Genomic DNA, 20,781 nt, shown 5'->3' with positions numbered 1-20,781 from the left:
TTGAACGAGACCCAGCCTGACCCACGCGGCGCGCGCGGGGCCCTGATCGACCGGCTGGTGCGCCGCGCCCGGCTCGCGTTCGTGTGGGAAGGCGTCTGGCCGGCCCTCGCTGCAGCCATCACCGTCGTCGCGCTGTTCCTCAGCCTGTCGTGGTTCGGCCTGTGGGACGCGCTGCCGCCGCTCGGCCGCATGGCGGGCGTGGCGCTGTTCGCGCTCGCCGGCCTTGCCGCTCTCGCGCCGCTGATCCGGATCGCCGCGCCGGGGCGGGGCGATCTGCTCGCCCGCATCGACCGCGCGAGCGGCGTCGCGCACCGGCCCGCCACCAGTCTCGACGACCGGCTGGCGCCGACCACAAGCGACGATCCGCTGACCCGGGCGCTTTGGCAGGCCCATCGCGACCGGGTGGAGGCCGAGGCGCGGCGCTTGAGAGCGCCCGCGCCCGCGCCGCGGCTCGCCGCGCGCGACCCCTACGCCCTCCGGTTCCTCGTCGGGCTCGTGCTGGTCGTGGCCTTCTCGGTCGCCGGCGGCGACCGAGCGGCGCGAGTTTCGGCCGCCTTCGACTGGACCACCCCCGCGGCGGAGGCGACGCCCGCCCGCATCGACGCCTGGGTCGCTCCGCCGGCCTACACGGCGCGTCCACCCATTTACCTGACGGCCGGCCGCCCCGCCGCCGCCGTCGATCCGCGCGCCGCCGCGGCGCCGGACGCGGCGCAGACCGCGGAGGCGGTTCGCGCGCCGACCGGGTCCATCCTCGTCGTGCGCGCCGCTGGCGGATCGGCGGACATCCGGGCGACCGGAGGCGTCGAACCGGTCGAGCTGCCGGGAAAGACGCCGGACGGGGTCGTCGAGCGCCGCTTTAAGCTCACGGGCGAAGCCGAGGCGACAGTGGAGACCGCGGGCGCCGAGCCGCGCGTTTGGCGCTTCGCGGTGATCCCCGATCAGCTGCCGACGATCGCGCTCGTGAGCCCGCCCCAGCGCAACGCCCGGGGCACGCTGACGGTCTCCTACGACGTCAAGGATGATTACGGCGTGGCCGGCGCGGAGGCGCGCTTCGCCCTCAAGCCCGCGCCTCCGCCCAAGCCGCTGTTCGGCCAAAAGGCCTCGACCGAGGAGCCGGTGGCGAAGCGCCCGCTCTACGACGCGCCGAAGGTCGCGCTCGGTCTGCCGCGCGCCCGGGCGCGCGAGGGCCAAGCCCAGACGCCGCTCGATCTGATGGAGCACCCCTGGGCCGGCGCCGACGTCGTCATGACGCTGCACGCCCGCGACGAGGCGGGGCAGGAGGGCGCGAGCGCCGCGACCCCGCTGCGCCTGCCGGCGCGGCCCTTCACCAATCCGCTCGCCCGCGCGCTCGTCGAGCAGCGCCGGGACCTCGCGCTTGACGCCAACGCCAAGCCTAAGGTGGCGCAGGCGCTGCAGGCGCTGATGCTGCTGCCGGAGGAGTTCACGCCGCAGGCCTCGATCTACCTCGGCCTGCGCACCGCCTACCGCCGGCTCGAGCTCGCCCATGCCGACGATCAGCTGCGCGAGGTCGCCGACTACCTCTGGCAGATGGCGCTGCGCATCGAGGACGGCGATCTGCCCGAGGCGGAGAAGAACCTGCGCGCGGCCGAGGAGGCGTTGCGCCAGGCGCTCGAGAACGGCGCCTCCGAACAGGAGATCGCCAAGCTCACCGAGGACCTGCGCAAGGCGCTCGACCAGTTCATGAAGGAGCTGGCGCAGAAGGCCCAGCACCAGCCGAATGGCCAGGCGCAGAAGAGCCCGAACGGCGCTCAGGCCGTGACGCCGCAAGACCTGCAGAAGATGATCGACCGGATGGAGCAGATGGCGAAGTCGGGCGCACGCGACGCCGCCCGGCAGGCGTTGAACGAGCTTCGCCAGATGCTCGACAACCTGCAGACCGCCCAGCGCCAGCAGCAGGATCCGAACAGTCAGGCGCAGCAGCAGCAGCTCGACAAGCTGCAGGACATGATCCGCGACCAGAGCAAGCTGCGGGACAAGACCTTCCAGCAGTTCCGCCAGAACGAACGGGCGGATCGCAACCAGCGCGGCCAGGGCCGCCGCCAGCCGGGGCAGCAGGGCCAGAAGGGCGAGCAGGACCAGATGGGCGCGCTCGCCGAGCAGCAGCAGGCCCTGCGCGACAAGCTCGACCAGCTGATGAAGGAGATGCAGGAGGGCCAGGCCGGCCAACAGCAGCGGCAGGGCCAGCGCCGGTCCGGGCAGCAGCAGGGTCAGCAGCCGGGCCAGCAAGGGCGCCAGCCCGGCCAGCAGGGGCAGGGCCAGCAGCCGGGTCAGGGTCAGCAAGGCCAGCAGGGCCAAGGCGAGCAGGGGGAAGGCGAGAACGCGCTGGGCGAGGCCGGCCGGAGCATGGGCGACGCCCGCGGGTCGCTCGGCCAGGGCGAGACGGGACAGGCGCTCGACGACCAGGGCAGGGCGCTCGAGAACCTGCGCAAGGGCGCGCAGAACCTCGCGAACCAGATGCAGGAAGGCCAGCAGGGCGGCCAGCCCGGCCAGCAACCGGGCGAGGGAGCGCAGGGCATGCGGGAAGGTGAGGACGGCCGCGACGACGATCCTCTCGGCCGCCCGGTGCGCCGCCGCGAGAGCGACGGGACGACGACCAAGGTCCCCGGCGAGATCGAAGCCCAGCGCGCCCGCCGCGTGCTCGAAGAGCTTCGGCGGCGGCTGGGCGAGAACGAGCGCTCCCGCGATGAGCTCGACTATTTGGAACGCCTGCTGACGCCGTGACGCCGGCGTCCGTCGCTCCTCCGACCGCAGCGGCGGCAGGCGCCGGTCCGCTGCGCAGTTCTCGGTCAGCTCGATGACGCTCGGCAATCTTCTGAACCCGCTTCCTGACGCGTCCGACGAGGAGCAGTTCGCCGACATCCTGACGCGGCCGGGCTGCCGGATCGAGCGGATCGTGTCGCAGGGCCAGACCACTCCGGCGGACCGGCCCTACGTTCAGGGCCATGACGAATGGGTGCTGGTGCTGGCGGGGAGCGCGCGGATCGCGACGGCCGCGGGCGAGACCGCGCTGTCGGCCGGAGATCACATGCTGATCCCGGCCGGCGTCGCGCACCGGGTCACCTTCACGGACCCCGACCGGCCCACCGTCTGGCTCGCCGTCCATTTCGAAGACCGACGCTCCGAAACGTAGTCCCGCGAGGCCCCTAGGGCTCAGTCCCCGCTCGCCCCGCCCTCGCGGCGGGGGTCGGCGGCGCCGAGCAGGCCTTCTGGCGCGATCTCGACCGCCTGGATCCCCGAGGTCAGGTCGGTCGCGACCGTGCGGAAGCCGAGCGCCTGCAGCGCGGGCCCCAGCGCCTCAGCGGAGGTGCCCGCCTCCAGCTCGAAAGGTCCGTAGCGGTTGACGAGGTTCGGCAGGGCGATCGCCTGGGCTATGTCCATCCGCCAGTCCAGCCGCGCCACCAGCGCCTTCGCCACATAGCCGGCGATCTGCGACCCGCCGGGCGAACCGAGCGCGAGCAGGGGCCGTCCATCCTTCAGCACGATGGTCGGCGCCATGGTGGAGCGCGGTCGCTTGCCGGGCTCGACACGGTTCGCGACCGGCGTCCCGTCGCGGTGGCTGCGGAAGGAGAAGTCGGTCAGCTCGTTGTTCAGCAGGAAGCCCCTCGCCATGAGCCGGGAGCCGAACCCGGCCTCGATGGTTGTGGTCATGGAGACCACGTTTCCCTCGGCGTCGACGATCGACAGGTGGCTGGTCGCCGGCAGGTCCAACGCCACGCCGTCGACGAAGGCGTGCGAGAATTTTGGCCGTCCCGCCGGGGCCTCGTCGAGCGCGCGGGGGCCGGAGAGCAGCCGGGCGCGATCGGCGAGATAGTCGCGGGCGAGCAGGCCGCGGGTCGGCTGCGGAACGAAGGCGGGGTCCGCGACGTAACGCTCGCGGTCGGCGAAGGCGAGGCGGGAGGCGTCGCCGATCAGCCGCCAGGCCTCGGCGCTTGCAGGCCCGAGGCCTGCGATGTCGGCGGGTTCGAGCATCCCCAAAATCTGCGCGACCGCGATCCCGCCGGACGAGGGCGGGCCCATGCCGCAGATCTCATAGAGTCGGTAGGGCGCGCAGACCGCGTCGCGCTCGACGACCTGATAGCGCGCGAGGTCGCCGGCGGCGAGCAGGCCGGGATTCGTCGGCGCGAAACGAACGGCCTGCACGACGTCGACGGCGATCGGCCCTTCATAGAAGGCGTCGGCGCCGCCGTCCCGGAGCGCCTTGAGGGTCTCGGCGTAGGCGGGGTTGCGGAGGGTCTCGCCCGCCCGGAGAGGTCGGCCGCCGGGCAGGAAATAGGCGGCGGTCGCCGGGATTCGGGCCAGGCGCTCCGCGTCGTCGGCGATCTGAGCGGCGAGCCGGGGCGAAACGGCGAAGCCCTCCTCGGCGAGGCGCAGCGCCGGACCGAACAGCTCCGCCCAAGGCAGGCGGCCTGAGCGCTGGTGCAGGCGCTCCAGCAGCCGCGGCGTTCCCGGCGTCCCCACCGAGAGCCCGCCGATGACGGCGTCCAGCCGTGACAGCGGCTCGCCGCGCTCATCCTGGAACAGCGTCGGCGTGGCCGCCGCCGGAGCCGTCTCGCGGCCGTCGAAGGTAAAAAGGCGCTTCTCCGGAGCGCTCCACACCAGGGCGAACGCGCCGCCGCCGAGGCCTGAGGACTGCGGTTCGACGAGGCCGAGGGTCAGTTGCGCGGCGATCGCGGCGTCCGCCGCCGAACCGCCGGCGCGCAGCATGGCGATGGCCGCGGCGGTGGCGTGGCCGTTCGCGGTCGCCGCCATGAAGCGCTGCGCGCGCACGAGCGGCTTGGGCGCGAAGCCCGTCGCGATCTCGGGCGGCGCGCCCTCGGCGGCGTGCGTCGAGTCTTGAGCCGCGACTGGGAAGACCGCAAGCCCGGCGAGAAGGGGCGCGAGGCGCAGGAGCGAACGCATGCGGGCCGTCTGGAGGAGCATCCTGAAATCATAACCTGGATTAGGCTGTTAACCGCGCATTAGGGTTAACGGATTATGACTTCGGACGGGGACGCCTCTGGGAGAGGCGCGGCTGTTCGGGACTCGATCATGCTTTCCAGCGCCACGCTCGCGCTCGGCCGGTTCGCTGCGGTCGCATTGTTCGCCGCAGGACTCGCCGGCTGCAAGACGGACGGGGACGTCACGGGCTCGATCTTCAAGACCAGCGCGTCGCGCGAGATCGCGACGCCCGAGGCGAAGGACGCGCAGCTGCGCAAGATGGCGGCGTCCTACGGCGCGTCCTATGCGAAGAACCCGAACGACGCCGCGACGGCCTACGCCTACGGCGTGACGCTCCGCGCGCTAGGGCAGAAGGCCCAAGCGCTGGCGGTGCTCGAAAGCGCGAGCATCAAGAATCCTTCGCAGAAGCAGATCCTCGGCGCCTACGGCCGCTCGTTGGCCGACGCCGGCCGCCTGGAGGACGCGCTGAACGTGCTCGGCCGCGCCCATGCGCCAGAAAGCCCGGACTGGCGCATCCTGAACGCGCAGGCCGCGATCCTCGACCAGCTCGGGCGCAGCGGAGAGGCGCGGGGCTACTATGAGGCGGCCCTGAAGATCGCCCCCGGCGAGCCCGCCATCCTTTCGAACCTCGGACTGTCCTACGCGCTGAACCGCGACCTGCCCAAAGCCGAGCAGATCCTTCTGCAGGCGGCGGCGAGCCCGCGGGCCGACGACAAGGTGCGCGCCAACCTCGCGATGGTGCAGGGGCTGAAGGCCGGCAAGCCGGGCCTGGCGATGAAGCGGGCCACGCCCGCAGGCTGAGTTCCAAACGCTGCGTGTTCGGCGGCGCGGGACTGCTCAGGCCGCTGCGAACGCCGCGAGGTGGACGCCCGCCGCGCGCAGGCGCTGGCGGACGGCCCTGGCCATGGCCACGGCGTAATCGGAATCTCCGTGGACGCAGATCGAGCGGATCGGGGTCGTAAGCCGCGCGCCTGACGTGGTGACGATCGCGCCCTCTTCGACCATGGCGATGGCGCGGTCCGCGGCCTCGTCGGCGTCCTGAAGCAGGGCGCCGGGTTTGCCGCGCGCGATCAGCTGGCCGGCCTCGTCGTACCCCCGGTCGGCGAAGATCTCCTGGTGCACGGCGAGCCCCGCGGCCTCTCCCGCCGGAACCTGCGCGCTCAGGGCGATCGCGAGCAGCGCGAGCGTCGGATCGACGGCCTTCACCGCCTTCGCCACGGCGTCCGCCACGTCGCGTTCGGCTGCGGCGAGATTCGCGAGCGCGCCATGCGCCTTAACGTAGGTGATCCGGTGGCCGGCGTAGGCCGCGAGCGCCTGCGCCGCGCCGACCTGGTAGGCCACGAGACGCTCGATCTCGGCTGCCGTGAACGGCATACGCCGGCGGCCGAATCCCCAAAGGTCAGGGAAGCCGGGGTGGGCGCCGACGGCGACGCCCTTGGCTTTGGCCATGGCGAAGGTGCTCGCCATGATCTCCGGGTCGCCGGCGTGCAGCCCGCAGGCGACGTTGGCCGAGGTGACGACGTCGAGCATCGCCCTGTCGTCGCCGCAGGCGTAGGCGCCGAAGCCCTCGCCGAGGTCGGCGTTGAGGTCGATGGTCGGCATCGGCTCTTTCCTCGCTTCAGCTTGCGGCGGCCGCCGGGGCCGCGGCGTTCTTGACGTCGCTCGGGGAATCGTCGGCTTCGAGCTCCCGGCCGGCCGTCTCGGGCAGCAGCAGGGCCGCGATCACCACGAGCGCGTAGGCGGCGACCGCCATTACGCCGATCGCAACACCGAGCGTGAGCGAGCCGCTGAGGTGGCCGACGACCGCGGGACAGATCGCCCCAACGGCGCGGCCGAAGTTGTAGCAGAAGCCTTGCGCCGAGCCCCGCACCCGGCTTGGGAACAGCTCGCTCAGAAAGGCGCCCATGCCGGAAAACACGCCGGACAGGAAGAAGCCCAGCGGAAAGCCGAGGAACAGCATGGCCGTGTCGTTGATCGGGATCAGCATGTAGCTCGACACCAGCACGCCGGCGCAGACGCCGAACAGGATGAAGCCCTTCCGCCGGCCGATCCGGTCCGACAGCCACGCGCTGGTGAGATAGCCGATGAAGGAGCCGAGGATCAGCACGAGCAGGTAGCTGCTGGTGTTGAGCACCGAAAGGTTGCGCTCGGTCTTGAGGTAGGTCGGCAGCCACGTGGTGACGGCGTAGTAGCCGCCCTGCATGCCGGTCGCGAGCAGGCTGGCGAGCAGGGTGCGGACGATCAGCGGACGCGAGAAGATCTCGAGAAAGTTGCCCGTCTCGCCGCGCTCCAGCATGCGGGCCTTGGTGTCGGTGTAGACCTGCGGGTCCTGAACCTTGCGGCGGATGTAGAAGATGATGACGGCGGGCAGCGCTCCCAGCCAGAACAGGATGCGCCAGGCGAGCTCAGGCTCCACGAAGGCGAACACCGCCCAGTAGGCGATCGCCGCGCAGGCCCAGCCGACGGCCCAGCTGCTCTGCACCAAGCCGACCGCCTTGCCGCGATAGCGCGCCTGGATCGACTCGGCGATCAGCACCGATCCGACCGACCACTCGCCGCCGAAGCCGAAGCCCTGCATGGCGCGCGTGAACAGCAGCTGCTCGTAGGAGTTGGTGAACCCGCTCAGCACCGTGAACACCGAGAACCAGGCGACGGTGAGCTGGAGGACACGCACCCGGCCGAAGCGGTCCGCCAGCACGCCCGCGGCCCAACCGCCGATGGCGGAGGTGATCAGCGCGGCGGTCGCGATGTTGCCGGCCTCGGTCTTCGAAAGACCCCACACCACCGCGAGCGTCGAGATCATGAAGGTGTAGATCATGTAGTCGAACGCATCGACGCCGTAGCCGGCGAAGGCCGCCGTCAGGACACGCCTTTCGCTGGCGTTCGTGTCTTTCAGCCACATCGAAGCTCTCCCTTGAGGGTCGCGGCCGGGCGTCCCGGACCCGCGGCGTGAGATCAGACGAAGGCGAGGTCTCGGTTCAGAAGATCCGTGATCAGCATCAGGCCGGGGGCGTGGGTGACGCACAGCGCGGGCTTCGCCGCCATCGCGACGGCCTGCGGAGTGACGCCGCACGCCCAGAACACCGGCAGCTCGTCCGGTAGGATTGCGACGGGGTCGCCGAAGTCGGGCGCGGCGATGTCGGCGATCCCGATCAGCGACGGATCGCCGATGTGCACCGGCGCGCCGTGCACCGCCGGCAGGCGGCCGGTGATCTGGATGGCGCGGATGGCGTCCGCGGCCTTCATGGGCCGCATCGAGACGACCAGCGGCCCATGGAACGGGCCGGCGGCGGTCGTCGGGATCGCGGTCTTGTACATCGCGACGTTGCGGCCTTCCGCGACGTGCCGCAGCGGCACGCCGGCGGCGAGCAGCGCCTCCTCGAACGAGAACGAGCAGCCGATGACGAAGGTCACGAAGTCGTCGCGCCAGATCGCCTCCAGATCGGGGACCTCGGCGGTCAGCTCGCCGTGCTCGAACACGCGATACCCAGGCGCGTCGGTGGCGAGGTCGAGGTCGAGCCCGAGGGCGGGAAGCCGCCGCGCTCCGGGCTCGGACACGCCGAGCAGCGGGCAGGGCTTCGGATTCGCTTGGCAAAAGCGCAGGAAGTCGCCCGCGAGATCCGCGGGGAGGATCATCAGGTTGCCTTGCACGTGGGCCGGGGCGAGGCCGACGGTGTGGCCGGTCCAGGCGCCGCTGCGGATCGCGCGGCGGGCGTCGGCCGCCGTGCGGAACGGCGTCGCGGGAGCGAGGCCGGCGTGATCGACGGGTTGGTTCATGTGGCTCTCCGTTGCGTCACGCGGTGACGCCGTCGATAAGGTTCAGGCCGAGCAGGAACTCGGAGCTGAAGACGGTGCGGACGACCGGCTCGAGGCGGATGGCCGGGACAAGCGCGGCGCGCTCCGCACGGCGGGCGTTGACGGCCTCTTCGATGGAGACTGCGGCGAAGCGCATCATCACGCCGGCTTGCGCCTGGGCGAGGCGGCCGATGTCGGCGCCGATCACGGTCGCGATCTTGGGGTAGCCGCCGGTCGGCTGACGGTCCGCCATCAGCACGATCGGCAGTCCGTCGCCCGGAACCTGGATCGCGCCCATGGCGATCCCGTCCGAGACGATGTCGTGGCCCGCCGCATGGCGTAGCGGCCGTCCCTTCAGGAAGCACGCCATGCGGTCGCCGCGCGCCGTCACGGTCCAGCCTTCGTTCAGAAAGGCCTCGATCTCGTCCGGGACGAAGGCGTCCGCCTGGGGACCGAGCACGACCCGGATGCGGTCCGGACGGCGGTCGAGCCAAGGGACGGTCATCGCCGCGGGCTCGCCGAGCGTCGCCCTGGCGGCGTCGACGACCAGCGCGTCGCCGGCCCGCAGGGCGCGCCCGTCGAGCCCGCCGAAGCCGGAGCGGGTGTGGGTGGCGGCCGAGCCGAGCGTCGGGGCCACGTCGATCCCGCCCCCGACGGCGAGATACCCCCAGGCGCCGTCCGCGCCAGCCTTCAGCGTCAGGAGGCTGTCGGGCTTTAGCGTCAGAGCGACGTTGGACGGCAGCGCCCGGCCGTCGTGCTCGATGCGGAAGCCGCCGCCCGCGATCGCCACGTCGAGCGGGCCCTCGGTCACGACGGAAAGCCCGCCGACCGAGACCTCGACCGCGGTGGCATCGAGGTCATTTCCAAGCGCCCTGTTGGCGGTCGCGAAAGCCAGCGGGTCCATTGGGCCCGCCGGGGTCACGCCGTAGCGCATGTAGCCGTGGCGTCCCGCGTCCTGCAGGGTCGCCCCAGCGCCGGAGAGGATCTTCAGTCGCGCCGCCGTCACGCCTGCGGCTCCACGAGACGCGCCACCACCTCGCCGGCGCCGGCCCGGGCGTCGAGTTCCGCGAAGGCCGCGGCGTCGACGGCCTCGAAGTGGAGCGTGTCGCCCGCCTCGAACAGAAAGGTCGGATCGCGCCGCGCCGAGAACAGCCGCTCGGGCGTGCGCGCCAAGACGTACCAGCCCGTCGGCATCGGGAAGGAGGCGACGGCGGCGAGGCCGCCGCCGATCATCAGCGCGCCCTCGGAATGGGGCGGGCGCGGCGTCGGTCGGCGCGGCAGGCCGAGCGCCTGCGGCAGCCCGCCCAGATAGGCGAAGCCGGGCGCGAAGCCGTACATGTAGACGCGGTATTCGGCGCCGGAATGCAGCGCCACGACCTTGTCCGGGGTAAGCCCGACCTTGTCTGCGACCTCGGCCAGGTCCTCGCCGAAGGCGGGTTCGTAGCAGCAGGGCACGATCCAGGCGCGGCCGGGCGCGCGCTCAGCGGCCTCGGCCCGGCTCAGGCCCTTCACCGCCTCCACCAGCGCGCCGCGGTCGAGGGTCAGCGGGTCGTAGTGGATCATCAGCGAGCGGTAGGTCGGGACGGTTTCGGTGACGCCCTCGGGCGTCCGCGCGCGCAGCGCGGCGTCGAGCGCCAGCACGCGGTCGTTGACCGCGGGATCGACCGTCGCGCCGAACTCCACCACGAGCGCGGCCTCCCCGGCGTCGAGAAAGCGGGGCGTTTCGAGGTGCGACGACGGCGTCTCGGTCATGGCGCGCCTCCCGGCGGCGGTTGGGCGGGGCTCAGGCGACCAGCGGTCAGGCCAGTGCGCTATTCGCGTGCCCAGGATTGCGGCAGCGTGATCTCCTGCCGCCATTTTCGCCAATCGTGATTCCCGATCGGCGGCGATAAGCGCCCTTTATGGCGCTCCGCCGGGAGGGCGTAGGCTCGAGGGGTCATGCGGTCGCTTCGCCCGCGACCTCCTGCGCGATCCGTGCGGCCTGCTCCGCCAGATACTGACCGGGGCGATTGGCGTAGGTCGCCGTGAAACCGATCGACGACAGCCGAACGTCGGTGGGCGCCACCACGAGTTCGCCCGTGGCGATCTCCTTCCGTACGATCGCCGGCGGGATCACGCAGATTCCGAGCCGTTCCACCGTCATCTTCACGATGGTGGCGAGCGAGGCGCTGGTATGGATCTGCGGCGGGGGCCCGCTCGCCCGCAGGATCAGGTCGCGCAGTTCCACGTAGGGGCTCGTGTTCTTGGGATAGGTGATGAGCGGGTGGCGCAGCAGGTCGTCGAGCGCGAGCTGGCGGCCGCAGTCCAGGAGCTGCGGGGAGGCGATCCAGGCGACCGGCGTGCTGAACAGAGGGCGGTTCACGAAGTCCGGCAGGGTGATCGGGCCGACCAGGAGCGCGAGATCGATCTCGTTGGCGAGCAGCGCGCCCTGCATGTTGGTGGAGATGTCGACCGAGATGTCGACAGTGACGCCGGGGTAGACGGCGCGGAGCCGCTCCACGAACGGTATCAGCCAAAGGTGCACGATGGTCTCGGACACGCCGAGCCGCAGGGAGCCGGTCATGGTCGCGGGGCTCGCGAGGTCGGCCGTCATCTCGGCGCGTAGCGCAAGGAAGCGTTCGGCGTAGGCGAGGACCCGCCGGCCCGCGTCGGTCAGCGCGACGTCCCGGGCGCGACGCTCGAGCAGCGGCCCGTACTCCTGCTCGAGCGCCGCGATCCGCTGGGAGACGGCCGGCTGGGTGGTGTTCACCTGCTCCGCCGCGCGGCGAAAGCTCGCGAGCGTCGCCACCCAGTAGAAGATCTCGAGGCTGCGCAGGTCCGCCATGGGGCGAGGCTCTCCGGACGCGGGTTTGGCCAAGCATGCCCCGCCCACCGCCGTCCGTCATGCGCCGCGCGGGACGCAGGGCCCAAGGCCCGCACGCTCGACGGCGCGGCGCGGAGGTCGTACATCCCTGCCCCCAAGAGAACGATCCATAAGAACCGGACCTCCGAGGACAGCCGCCATGCCCGCCTATCGCTCCCGCACCACGACCCACGGCCGCAACATGGCCGGCGCCCGCGGGCTTTGGCGCGCGACCGGCATGAAGGACAGCGACTTCGGCAAGCCGATCATCGCGGTGGTGAACTCGTTCACGCAGTTCGTGCCCGGCCACGTTCACCTGAAGGACCTCGGGCAGCTCGTCGCGCGCGAGATCGAGAAGGCCGGGGGCGTCGCCAAGGAGTTCAACACCATCGCCGTCGATGACGGCATCGCGATGGGCCACGACGGCATGCTCTATTCGCTGCCCTCGCGCGAGCTGATCGCCGACAGCGTCGAGTACATGGTCAACGCGCATTGCGCGGACGCCATGGTCTGCATCTCGAACTGCGACAAGATCACCCCCGGCATGCTGCTGGCGTCGCTGCGCCTCAACATCCCGACCGTCTTCGTGTCAGGCGGACCGATGGAGGCGGGCAAGGTCGTCCTCAAGGGCAAGGAGGTCGCGCTCGACCTCGTCGACGCCATGGTCGCGGCCGCGGACGACCGCGTCGCCGAAGAGGACGTGGCGAAGATCGAGCGCTCGGCCTGCCCGACCTGCGGCTCCTGCTCCGGCATGTTCACCGCGAACTCGATGAATTGCCTGACCGAGGCGCTCGGCCTGTCGCTGCCGGGCAACGGCTCGACCCTGGCTACCCATGCCGACCGCGAACGCCTGTTCGTGGAGGCCGGCCATCTGATCGTCGACATCGCGCGCCGCTGGTACGAGAACGACGACGACGCCGTGCTGCCGCGGAAGGTAGCGAGCTTCAAGGCGTTCGAGAACGCCATGAGCCTCGACATCGCCATGGGCGGCTCGACCAACACCGTGCTGCACCTGCTCGCCGCGTCGTTCGAGGGCGAGGTCGGCTTCACGATGGAGGACATCGATCGGCTGTCCCGCAAGGTGCCCGTACTGTGCAAGGTCGCGCCCGCGAAGTCGGACGTGCACATGGAGGACGTGCACCGCGCCGGCGGCGTGATAGGCATCCTCGGGGAGCTCGACCGCGCCGGCCTGCTGCACCGCGACCTGCCCACCGTGCACAGCGCCACCATCGGCGATGCGCTCGACCGCTGGGACGTCGCGGTCACGACCAGCGAGGCCGTGAAGACCTTCTACCGGGCGGCCCCGGGCGGCGTGCCGACGCAGGTGGCCTTCAGCCAGGACCGCCGCTGGGACGATGTCGACGTCGACCGGGAGAACGGCGTCATCCGCAGCGCGGCCCACGCCTTCAGTCAGGACGGCGGCCTCGCGGTGCTGACCGGCGACCTCGCGCTCGACGGCTGCATCGTGAAGACGGCCGGCGTCGACGAGTCGATTCTGAAATTCTCCGGCCCGGCCAAGGTGTTCGAGAGCCAGGACGACGCGGTGAGCGGCATCCTCACGGGCAAGGTGGTCGCGGGCGAGGTGGTCGTCATCCGCTACGAGGGTCCGCGCGGCGGCCCCGGCATGCAGGAGATGCTCTACCCCACGAGCTACCTGAAATCGAAAGGCCTCGGAAAGGCCTGCGCGCTCGTCACCGACGGCCGCTTCTCTGGCGGATCGTCGGGGCTCTCGATCGGCCACGTCTCGCCGGAAGCGGCTGAAGGCGGCCTGATCGCGCTGGTGGAGGACGGCGACATGGTCGAGATCGACATCCCCGGCCGCTCGATACGGCTGGCGGTGGCCGCGGACGTGATCGCCGCCCGGCGCGCCGCGGAGATCGCCCGCGGCGCCGACGCCTGGAAGCCGAAGGCGCGTAAGCGCAAGGTCTCAGCCGCGCTGAAGGCCTACGCCGCCTTCACAACCAGCGCCGCCCGCGGCGCCGTGCGCGACGTCGATCAGGCGCGCTGATCCAACGCGACGGACTGGCGGCCGCATAAAGCGCGGCCGCCAGTGATTTCGCGCCCCGCAGCCCAACTCTGACATCTCCACGCTCGGCGGCCCGCGGCGCCGGGCACGGTCGCGCTTTACCTCTCGGCTGGTCTGTGGCAGAAAGTGCGAACGAACGTTCGCTCTTTTTAGGCTGCCGGCATGAACGACATGACTCCGCCGCTTGGACTGCGGGCCCAGCGCCAGGAAGATCAGCGGCGGCGGATCCTCGACGCGGCGATCGCTTGTTTTGCGCGCGGCGGCTTCCACGCCACCGGCATGCAGGCGATCTGCGCGGAGGCCGGCATGAGCCCGGGCGGGCTCTACCGTTACTTCCCGTCCAAGGAGGCGATCATCGAGGCGATCGTCGAGCGCGACCGCGCCGACATCGCGCCCCAGCTCCTGCCGCTGCTCGAGGCCGACGACGTGGTCGGCGCGCTGATCGACACGGCCCGCGCCTTCATGACCGGCAACCTGATGCCGGAAAGCCTTGTGATCTTCCCGGAGCTGAACGCCGAGGTGGTTCGCAATCCCGCCGTGCGCGCGATCGCGGAGCGCTGCGAGGACGAGATGCGCGACATTCTCGTACGCGTGCTGGAGCGCGGCATGAGGCTTGGACAGATCGACCCCACGCTCAACGCGCTCGACGCCGTACGGCTGCTGATGGCGATGACCGACGGCGTGTTGATGCGGCTCCTGATCGAGCCGGGCGCCAAGCTCGACGGCTTGATGCCGATGTACGAGCGGGCGATCCGCAACTTCCTGGCCCCGCAGTCCTCGCGCGCCGCGCCGACCGAGGCGCGCTCATGAACGCCCCCTTGCGCACCCGCCCAGATGCGGCGACTCCCGTTGAAACCACGCCGCCCGTTCGTCGCCGTCGACGCTGGCCCTGGGTTCTTGGCGCGCTCGCCGCGCTTGGCGTCGGCGCGTTCCTGTTCAAGGACGACCTCGCCCGCTACGCCGCCGAGCGCCAGACGCCGTCGCAGGCGGCGGACGCCGCAGCTCCGGCCGCGAAGCCCATTTCGGTGACGGTCGCGACGGCGACGCGACGTGAGATCGCCCAGGTCGAGCAGGTCACCGGGACGCTGGTCGCCCGCGACGAGGTGCTGGTCGGCGCTCAGATCGACGGCCTTCGGCTCGACGAGTACTTGGTCGACGTCGGCGACCGGGTGGCCCAAGGCCAGGTGCTCGCTCGGCTCGACCGCGACATGCTGGAGACCCAGGCGCTGCAGAACGCCTCTTCGATCGCCAAGGCCGAGGCCGCCATCGCGCAGGTCGAGGCCGCGATTGCCGAGGCCGAGGCCTCGCAGGTCGAAGCCTTGGCGTCGCTGAAGCGGGCCGAACAGCTCAAGGGCTCCGGCAACGTCACCGGCGAGACTCTTCAGGCCCGCCAGACGGCCGCCCAGGTCGCCGCTGCGCGAGTGCGGGCGCAGGGGCAGAACCTGAAGGTGGCGCAGGCTGATAAGGCGCTGGCCGAGGCTCAAGGCCGCGAGATCGCGCTGCGTCTCGCGCGCACCGAGGTCCGGGCTCCCTCCGCCGGCGTGGTCGCGAGCCGCACGGCGCGCGTGGGCCAGATCGTCGGCATGGCCGGGGAGCCGCTGTTCCGACTGGTGCGGGACGGCGAGATCGAGCTGATGGCGGAGGCGACCGAGACCCGGCTGCACTCCATCGCCGCCGGCCAGCCGGCGCGGGTGACGGCGGCCGGCGTGCCGGAGCCGTTCGAGGGCCGGGTTCGGCTGGTTGAGCCGACCGTGGATGCGACCACGCGGCTGGGCGTCGTGCGGATCGCGCTGCCCACGGACCGAGCGCTGCGGCCGGGACTGTTCGCGCGCGGTCAGATCGAGACCGCTCGCCGCGAAGGGGTGACCGTCCCGCAGTCGGCGATCCTCTATGGCGCCGAGGGCGTCTTGGTGCAGGTGGTGAAGGACGGCGTCGTGGCCGAGCGGCGCGTGACGCTTGGGCTTCAGGACGCCGACGGCGTCGAAATTCTCGAGGGGATCGCTGCGGGCGAGGCGGTCGTCGCCCGCGCCGGCGGGTTCCTGCGCGACGGCGACCGCGTGGCGCCGGTGACGACGCCGGCGGCCTCGGCTTCGGCAGCGGATCGATAACGATGGCCCTCAACGTTTCCGCCTGGTCGATCCGCAAGCCGATCCCGCCGTTGGTGCTGTTCGTCGTGCTGACGGCGATCGGTCTGTTCTCGTTCGCGTCGCTCCCTGTGACGCGGATGCCGAACATCGACCTGCCGCTGGTGTCGGTGACCATCAACCAGACCGGCGCGGCGCCGAGCGAGCTCGAGTTGCAGGTGACGAAGCGCGTCGAGACCGCGGTCGCGGGGCTCGCGGGCGTCAAGCACATCACCTCCTCGATCGGCGACGGCGTGTCCGTCACCAGCATCGAGTTCCAGCTCGAGACCCAGGTCGACCGCGCGGTCAACGACGTGCGCGACGCCGTCACCGGCATCCGCACCGACCTGCCGCAATCGATCGAAGAGCCGCTGATCCAGCGGATCGACATCGAAGGCATGGCGATCGCGACCTACGCCGCGTCGGCGCCGGCGATGACGCCGGAGGAGCTGAGCTGGTTCGTGGACGACCGCATCGTCCGTGCGCTGCAGGGCGTGCGCGGCGTGGCTCAGGTGAAGCGCGAGGGTGGGGTCGACCGCGAGATCCGCGTGGCGCTGGACCCGGCCCGCCTGCAGGCGCTGGGCGTCACGGCGGCGGACGTCAACGCGCAGCTCCGCGCCACAAACGTCGACCTGGCGGGCGGCCGCGGCGAGGTCGGCGCGCAGGAGCAGACCGTGCGCACGCTCGCCGGCGCGCTGACCGTGGAGCGTCTCGCGGAGGCGCGCATCTCCTTGCCGGGCGGGCGCGAGGTGCGCCTGTCCGACCTCGGCACGGTGCGCGACGGCTCGGCGGAGCCCCGCGCCGCCGCCCGCCTCGACGGCAAGCCGATCGTCGCCTTCGGCGTCTACCGCGCCAAGGGGTTCTCGGACGTCGTGGTCGCGGAAGCCGCGAAGGCGAAGCTCGACGGGCTCGCTGCGAGCAACCCCGAGGTGACGATCACGCCGATCGACACCACCGTCCGCTACACCAAGGCGGACTACGAGAGCGCGATGCACACGCTGATCGAGGGCGCGGTGCTCGCGGTGATCGTGGTCTTTCTGTTCCTGCGCGACGTGCGGGCGACCCTGATCTCGGCGCTCGCGATCCCGCTGTCGATCCTGCCGACCTTCTGGGTGATGGACGCGCTCGGCTTCTCGCTCAACGGCGTCAGCCTGCTCGCGATCACGCTCGTCACCGGCATCCTCGTCGACGACGCCATCGTCGAGATCGAGAACATCGTGCGCCACATGCGCATGGGCAAATCCGCCTACCGCGCCTCGATCGAAGCGGCGGACGAGATCGGGCTGGCGGTGGTCGCGACCACCGCCACGATCATCGCGGTGTTCATGCCCGTGAGCTTCATGGGCGGGATCGCGGGGCAGTACTTCAAGCAGTTCGGCATCACGGTGGCGGTCGCCGTCGCGTTCTCGCTGCTGGTGGCGCGGCTCATCACCCCTCTGCTGACCGCCTACTTCCTGCGCGACCATGGCGCCCATGAGGAGCGCGACGGCGTCGTCATGCGCTTCTACACGCGCGTTCTCGCCTGGTCGGTGCGGTGGCGCTTCGTGACGGTCGGCACCGGCGTCCTGCTGTTCGTGGGCTCGGTCATGCTGGCGGGCCTGCTGCCGTCCGGGTTCTTGCCAGAGAACGACACCTCGCGATCGATCCTGAAGATCGAGCTGCCGCCGGGTTCGACGCTCGACCAGTCCGAGGAGGTCGGCCAGCGCATCACCCGGCTGCTGCTGGCGCGGCCCGAGGTCGCCTCGGTCTACGCCTCCGTCGGCTCGGGCGCGCAGGCAGGTCCGATGGCGGCCTCGGGCGAGGTCCGCAAGGGCGTGCTGATCGTCAATCTCAAGCCGCGCTCCGAGCGGACTTTGAGCCAGAAGCAGTTCGAGGGCGAGGTGCGCGGCCAGCTCGCGGCGATCCCGGACATTCGCACCAACTTCGGCAACGACGGCGGCCAGCGCGAATTCACGCTGATCGTCTCCGGCTCCGACGGCGCCGCGGTGGAGAAGGCCGCGGTCGCTCTCGAGAAGGAGACGCGGGCGTCCGTGCCGGGCCTGCTCAACGTCGTCTCGACTGCCGCGATCGACCGACCGGAGATCCGCATCGTGCCCAAGCTCGACGAGGCGGCTAAGCTCGGCGTCTCGGTCGCGCAGATCGCGGAGACCGTGCGCGTCGCGACCATCGGGGACGTCGAGCAAAACCTCGCGAAGTTCTCAGCCGGGGACCGGCAGGTGCCGATCCGCGTCCAGCTGGACGAGGCGGCGCGGGCCGACGTCGCGACCTTCGAGAACCTGCGCGTGCGCCGCGACGCCGGCGGCAGCGTGCCGCTGTCCACCGTCGCCGACGTGAGTTTCGGGAAGGGGCCGACGAGCCTCGACCGCTACGACCGCGACCGCCGCGTCGCGATCGAGGGCGACCTCGCTCCGGGCGTCGCTCTTGGCACAGCCCTCGAGGCGGTCAAGGCGTTGCCCGCGGCGAAAAACCTGCCCGAAGGCGTCACGCTGAAGGAGTTCGGCGACGTCGAGATCATGAACGAGGTGTTTTCAGGCTTCGCGGTCGCCATGGGCGCCGGCGTGCTGCTGGTGTTCGCGGTGCTCGTGCTGCTGTTCGCCGACGTGGCCCAGCCCGTCACCATCCTGATGTCGCTGCCCTTGTCGATCGGCGGGGCCTTCGTCGCGCTGCTGCTGACTAACAACTCGGTCAGCCTGCCGGTCGTCATCGGCTTCCTCATGCTGATGGGCATCGTGACCAAGAACGCGATCCTGCTCATCGACTTCGCGATCGAGGAGGTGGCCCGCGGCGTCGACCGCACGACGGCGCTGATCGACGCCGGCCGCAAGCGCGCTCGGCCGATCGTGATGACGACCGTCGCCATGGCGGCGGGCATGGTCCCTTCGGCGCTCGCGCTTGGCGAAGGCGGCTCCTTCCGCGCGCCGATGGCGATCGCGGTGATCGGCGGCTTGCTGGCCTCGACCCTGCTGAGCCTGGTCTTCGTGCCGGCCGTCTTCACCATTATGGACGACCTCAGCCGCCTGTTCGGCTGGATCTTCGGCCGTTTTGTCGGCCCGAAAGACGAACCGGAGACGGGCCCGCGCGCCCTGCCGCGTGAGACGCTCCGCGCAGCGGAGTGACGCCCGCCCTCAGGATTAGAATCCAGGACGCCTCAGGCCGGAGGCTGTGAACGTGATCGTGCATCCGGCCGTGCCGTCGAAATTCGTCAAGGTCCCTCTCAGCGACATAGTCTGAGTGGTCGTCGCGAATGTCGCGGGTTGGGCGACGAAACTTCTGTAAGCGCCTGTGAAGGTCGTCGACGCCGCGCCGCCGCCGATCGAGATCGAACTATGCGTGCCGGACGTGGCGAACCGCGCTCCGGTTGAAGGCGCGTAGCTCATCGCGCGGCGGGTTCCGAAGAGGGCGAAGACTTGCCTCGTCGTCTCTGTCCTGAACACGAAGACGAAGTTGTCGCCAACTTCGGCGGCCGGCTCCGCCGCGCAAGCGGCGCTCGCGCTGGTGACAAAAAAAGTCCCTTGATACCGCTGCTGCGCGGTCTGGGCGTTAGCTGCAAAGGCTGAGGCAGCGAACAACACCAAAGCTGAGACGATAGACTTCACAGCAATTCCCCAGTATCCCGCCAATAATCGGCAAGACACTAGGCGAGGTGTTGCCGACGGATAAGTCGGTCGAATGGCATAGAGCCTTTATGGCTCCCGCCGATCCAACCCGCGGGCGGTGCGGAGCTGCGGGAATCGCCACGCCCAGATCGCCGCCACCGCCATAGCGCCTATCCCACCGACGACGATCGCCGGCATCACGCCGATGAACGTGGCGGTGACGCCCGCCCGGAACTCGCCGAGCTCGTTCGAGGCGCCGACGAACATCATGTTGACGGCGTTGACCCGGCCGCGCACCTCGTCGGGCGTCCAGAGCTGCAGCAGCGTCTCGCGGATCGTCACGCTCACCATGTCGGCCCCGCCCATCACCGCGAGGGCAGCGACCGAAAGCCAGACCGTCGTCGACAGGCCAAACACCACGGTCGCGAAGCCGAACAGGCCGACGCAGGCGAACATGATGCGGCCGGCGTGGTCGCGGATCGGGACGACGGAGAGCAGAGCCGCGACCGCGATCGCGCCGACGCCGGGCGCGGCCCGCAGCAGGCCGAGGCCCCAGGGGCCGACGTCCAGCACATCGCGGGCGACCGCCGGCATCAGCGCCATAGCCCCGCCGAGCAGCACCGCGAAGAGGTCAAGGGTGATGGCCCCCAGCACGACCTTCTCGCGGAAGACGTAGTCGAAGCCTGCGACCAGCGTGCGCCAGTTCGCCTCAAAGGCGCGGCGCGGCTGGCGCACCCGGATCGCGGCGACAAGGGCGAGCGCGAGCAGCAGCAGCGCCGCCGCCACGGCGTAGGCGACCGCGCCGCCGAGCCCGTAGAGCAGGCCTCCTGCGACCGGGCCGACGATGCTCGCGAACTGCCAGGCCGACGAGGTCCACGTGATCGCGTTGGCGAGGGCTTCCTTCGGCACGAGGTTCGGCACGATCGAGGTGCTGGCCGCGCCGAAAAAGGCCCGGGCGACGCCGAACACGAACAGCACGGCGAAGATCGAGACGACCGAAATCTCGTGGGCGAAGGTGAGCGCGACGAGCGCGAGCGCCCCCGCCGCCTCCACCGCAACGCAGATTCCCATGATCAGACGCCGCGAGAACCGGTCGGCGGCGGGGCCCGTCACCAGCACGAGCGCGAAGGCCGGCAGGAACTGGACAAGACCGACGAGCCCTAGGTCGAAGGGGTCGCGCGTGAGGTCGTAGACCTGCCAACCGACCGCCACCGACACGATCTGGATCGCGAAGGTGGCGCACAGACGGGCGATCCAGAACAGCGTGTAATTGCGGTGGCGGAACGCAATCGGAGAGACGGGCGCGCCGCTCGCGGGCGAGGGCGCGTCGGGTCCGATGACAGTCATGGGGCAGGCCACCCTGTGCACGTGCGGTCCGCCGCTTAAAGCGCTCAGACGCTCACATGTCGAGGCGCAAGCTGCGGGACGCTGCCTCCCGCG

16 protein-coding genes are annotated in these 20,781 nt (G+C 70.9%); 7 read left to right on the top strand and 9 right to left on the bottom strand.

Annotation, left to right across the window (positions count from 1 at the left end; genetic code table 11):
• Both METY_RS11860 and METY_RS11855 read left to right on the top strand, forming a co-directional pair.
• Positions 1-2,742 carry a TIGR02302 family protein gene (locus METY_RS11860; RefSeq protein WP_103121607.1) on the top strand — a complete coding sequence of 914 codons (2,742 nt, stop codon included), beginning with the start codon at positions 1-3 and terminating at the stop codon, positions 2,740-2,742.
• 73 nt (positions 2,743-2,815) lie between these two features.
• Positions 2,816-3,151: a cupin domain-containing protein gene (locus METY_RS11855; protein WP_103121606.1), complete on the top strand. Its 336-nt coding sequence runs from the start codon at positions 2,816-2,818 to the stop codon at positions 3,149-3,151.
• Between the two features lie 20 nt (positions 3,152-3,171).
• On the opposite strand, the gene ggt is transcribed toward METY_RS11855, so the two are convergent.
• Positions 3,172-4,920, bottom strand: coding sequence for a gamma-glutamyltransferase (gene ggt / locus METY_RS11850; RefSeq protein WP_103121605.1), 1,749 nt, complete (start codon positions 4,918-4,920; stop codon positions 3,172-3,174).
• 129 nt (positions 4,921-5,049) lie between these two features.
• On the opposite strand from ggt, the gene METY_RS11845 reads away from it, so the two are divergent.
• A complete protein-coding gene (locus tag METY_RS11845; protein ID WP_103121604.1) occupies positions 5,050-5,760 on the top strand; it encodes a tetratricopeptide repeat protein in 711 nt (236 codons plus the stop codon).
• A gap of 36 nt (positions 5,761-5,796) precedes the next feature.
• Here METY_RS11845 and METY_RS11840 read toward each other — a convergent pair whose 3' ends face one another.
• From METY_RS11840 to METY_RS11815, 6 genes are all read right to left on the bottom strand, one after another.
• Positions 5,797-6,561 (bottom strand): 5-oxoprolinase subunit PxpA, encoded by a 765-nt coding sequence (locus METY_RS11840; protein ID WP_103121603.1) that lies wholly within the window; start codon positions 6,559-6,561, stop codon positions 5,797-5,799.
• 16 nt (positions 6,562-6,577) lie between these two features.
• The gene (locus METY_RS11835) at positions 6,578-7,861 is read right to left on the bottom strand and encodes an MFS transporter (protein WP_103121602.1); all 1,284 of its coding nucleotides are present in this window, start codon (positions 7,859-7,861) and stop codon (positions 6,578-6,580) included.
• Positions 7,862-7,914: 53 nt separating this feature from the next.
• Positions 7,915-8,736 carry a putative hydro-lyase gene (locus METY_RS11830; protein WP_103121601.1) on the bottom strand — a complete coding sequence of 274 codons (822 nt, stop codon included), beginning with the start codon at positions 8,734-8,736 and terminating at the stop codon, positions 7,915-7,917.
• Positions 8,737-8,752: 16 nt separating this feature from the next.
• Complete coding sequence (locus METY_RS11825; protein ID WP_103121600.1) at positions 8,753-9,760, bottom strand: biotin-dependent carboxyltransferase family protein; 1,008 nt, start codon at positions 9,758-9,760, stop codon at positions 8,753-8,755.
• Positions 9,757-10,506, bottom strand: a complete 750-nt coding sequence (locus METY_RS11820; protein ID WP_103121599.1) for a 5-oxoprolinase subunit B family protein — start codon at positions 10,504-10,506, stop codon at positions 9,757-9,759. Before METY_RS11820 ends, METY_RS11825 begins: the two co-directional genes overlap by 4 nt.
• A gap of 184 nt (positions 10,507-10,690) precedes the next feature.
• Positions 10,691-11,578, bottom strand: coding sequence for a LysR family transcriptional regulator (locus tag METY_RS11815; RefSeq protein ID WP_103121598.1), 888 nt, complete (start codon positions 11,576-11,578; stop codon positions 10,691-10,693).
• A 178-nt stretch (positions 11,579-11,756) separates the two neighbouring features.
• Here METY_RS11815 and ilvD point away from each other — a divergent pair, with 178 nt between their 5' ends.
• The 4 genes from ilvD (at position 11,757) to METY_RS11795 (ending at position 18,861) form a co-directional block, all read left to right on the top strand.
• Positions 11,757-13,604: a dihydroxy-acid dehydratase gene (gene ilvD, locus METY_RS11810; protein WP_103121597.1), complete on the top strand. Its 1,848-nt coding sequence runs from the start codon at positions 11,757-11,759 to the stop codon at positions 13,602-13,604.
• Positions 13,605-13,784: 180 nt separating this feature from the next.
• Entirely contained in the window at positions 13,785-14,432 is a 648-nt protein-coding gene (locus METY_RS11805) for a TetR/AcrR family transcriptional regulator (RefSeq protein ID WP_103121596.1), read from the top strand.
• Positions 14,429-15,730, top strand: a complete 1,302-nt coding sequence (locus tag METY_RS11800) for an efflux RND transporter periplasmic adaptor subunit (RefSeq protein ID WP_103121595.1) — start codon at positions 14,429-14,431, stop codon at positions 15,728-15,730. The genes METY_RS11805 and METY_RS11800 overlap by 4 nt, the downstream gene beginning before the upstream one ends.
• Before the next feature lie 2 nt (positions 15,731-15,732).
• Positions 15,733-18,861 carry an efflux RND transporter permease subunit gene (locus METY_RS11795; RefSeq protein ID WP_103121594.1) on the top strand — a complete coding sequence of 1,043 codons (3,129 nt, stop codon included), beginning with the start codon at positions 15,733-15,735 and terminating at the stop codon, positions 18,859-18,861.
• A 15-nt stretch (positions 18,862-18,876) separates the two neighbouring features.
• Here METY_RS11795 and METY_RS11790 read toward each other — a convergent pair whose 3' ends face one another.
• The gene (locus METY_RS11790) at positions 18,877-19,341 is read right to left on the bottom strand and encodes a hypothetical protein (RefSeq protein WP_146035714.1); all 465 of its coding nucleotides are present in this window, start codon (positions 19,339-19,341) and stop codon (positions 18,877-18,879) included.
• 87 nt (positions 19,342-19,428) lie between these two features.
• Positions 19,429-20,688, bottom strand: a complete 1,260-nt coding sequence (locus METY_RS11785) for an MFS transporter (RefSeq protein WP_103121592.1) — start codon at positions 20,686-20,688, stop codon at positions 19,429-19,431.
• Between the last annotated feature and the right edge of the window lie 93 nt (positions 20,689-20,781).

This window comes from Methylopila sp. Yamaguchi (assembly GCF_002897035.1).
In the GTDB taxonomy this organism is placed as follows: domain Bacteria; phylum Pseudomonadota; class Alphaproteobacteria; order Rhizobiales; family Methylopilaceae; genus Methylopila.
Note: the sequence above shows the minus strand (reverse complement) of the source record. Positions and strands in the feature narration are given on the sequence as shown.

Excerpts from the sequence above, each read along its gene's own strand:
- METY_RS11855 (WP_103121606.1), top strand. The coding sequence starts at position 2,816 with ATGACGCTCGGCAATCTTCTGAACCCGCTTCCTGACGCGTCCGACGAG.
- ggt (WP_103121605.1), bottom strand. The coding sequence starts at position 4,920 with ATGCGTTCGCTCCTGCGCCTCGCGCCCCTTCTCGCCGGGCTTGCGGTC.
- METY_RS11845 (WP_103121604.1), top strand. The coding sequence starts at position 5,050 with ATGCTTTCCAGCGCCACGCTCGCGCTCGGCCGGTTCGCTGCGGTCGCA.
- METY_RS11840 (WP_103121603.1), bottom strand. The coding sequence starts at position 6,561 with ATGCCGACCATCGACCTCAACGCCGACCTCGGCGAGGGCTTCGGCGCC.
- METY_RS11835 (WP_103121602.1), bottom strand. The coding sequence starts at position 7,861 with ATGTGGCTGAAAGACACGAACGCCAGCGAAAGGCGTGTCCTGACGGCG.
- METY_RS11830 (WP_103121601.1), bottom strand. The coding sequence starts at position 8,736 with ATGAACCAACCCGTCGATCACGCCGGCCTCGCTCCCGCGACGCCGTTC.
- METY_RS11820 (WP_103121599.1), bottom strand. The coding sequence starts at position 10,506 with ATGACCGAGACGCCGTCGTCGCACCTCGAAACGCCCCGCTTTCTCGAC.
- METY_RS11815 (WP_103121598.1), bottom strand. The coding sequence starts at position 11,578 with ATGGCGGACCTGCGCAGCCTCGAGATCTTCTACTGGGTGGCGACGCTC.
- ilvD (WP_103121597.1), top strand. The coding sequence starts at position 11,757 with ATGCCCGCCTATCGCTCCCGCACCACGACCCACGGCCGCAACATGGCC.
- METY_RS11805 (WP_103121596.1), top strand. The coding sequence starts at position 13,785 with ATGAACGACATGACTCCGCCGCTTGGACTGCGGGCCCAGCGCCAGGAA.
- METY_RS11800 (WP_103121595.1), top strand. The coding sequence starts at position 14,429 with ATGAACGCCCCCTTGCGCACCCGCCCAGATGCGGCGACTCCCGTTGAA.
- METY_RS11795 (WP_103121594.1), top strand. The coding sequence starts at position 15,733 with ATGGCCCTCAACGTTTCCGCCTGGTCGATCCGCAAGCCGATCCCGCCG.
- METY_RS11785 (WP_103121592.1), bottom strand. The coding sequence starts at position 20,688 with ATGACTGTCATCGGACCCGACGCGCCCTCGCCCGCGAGCGGCGCGCCC.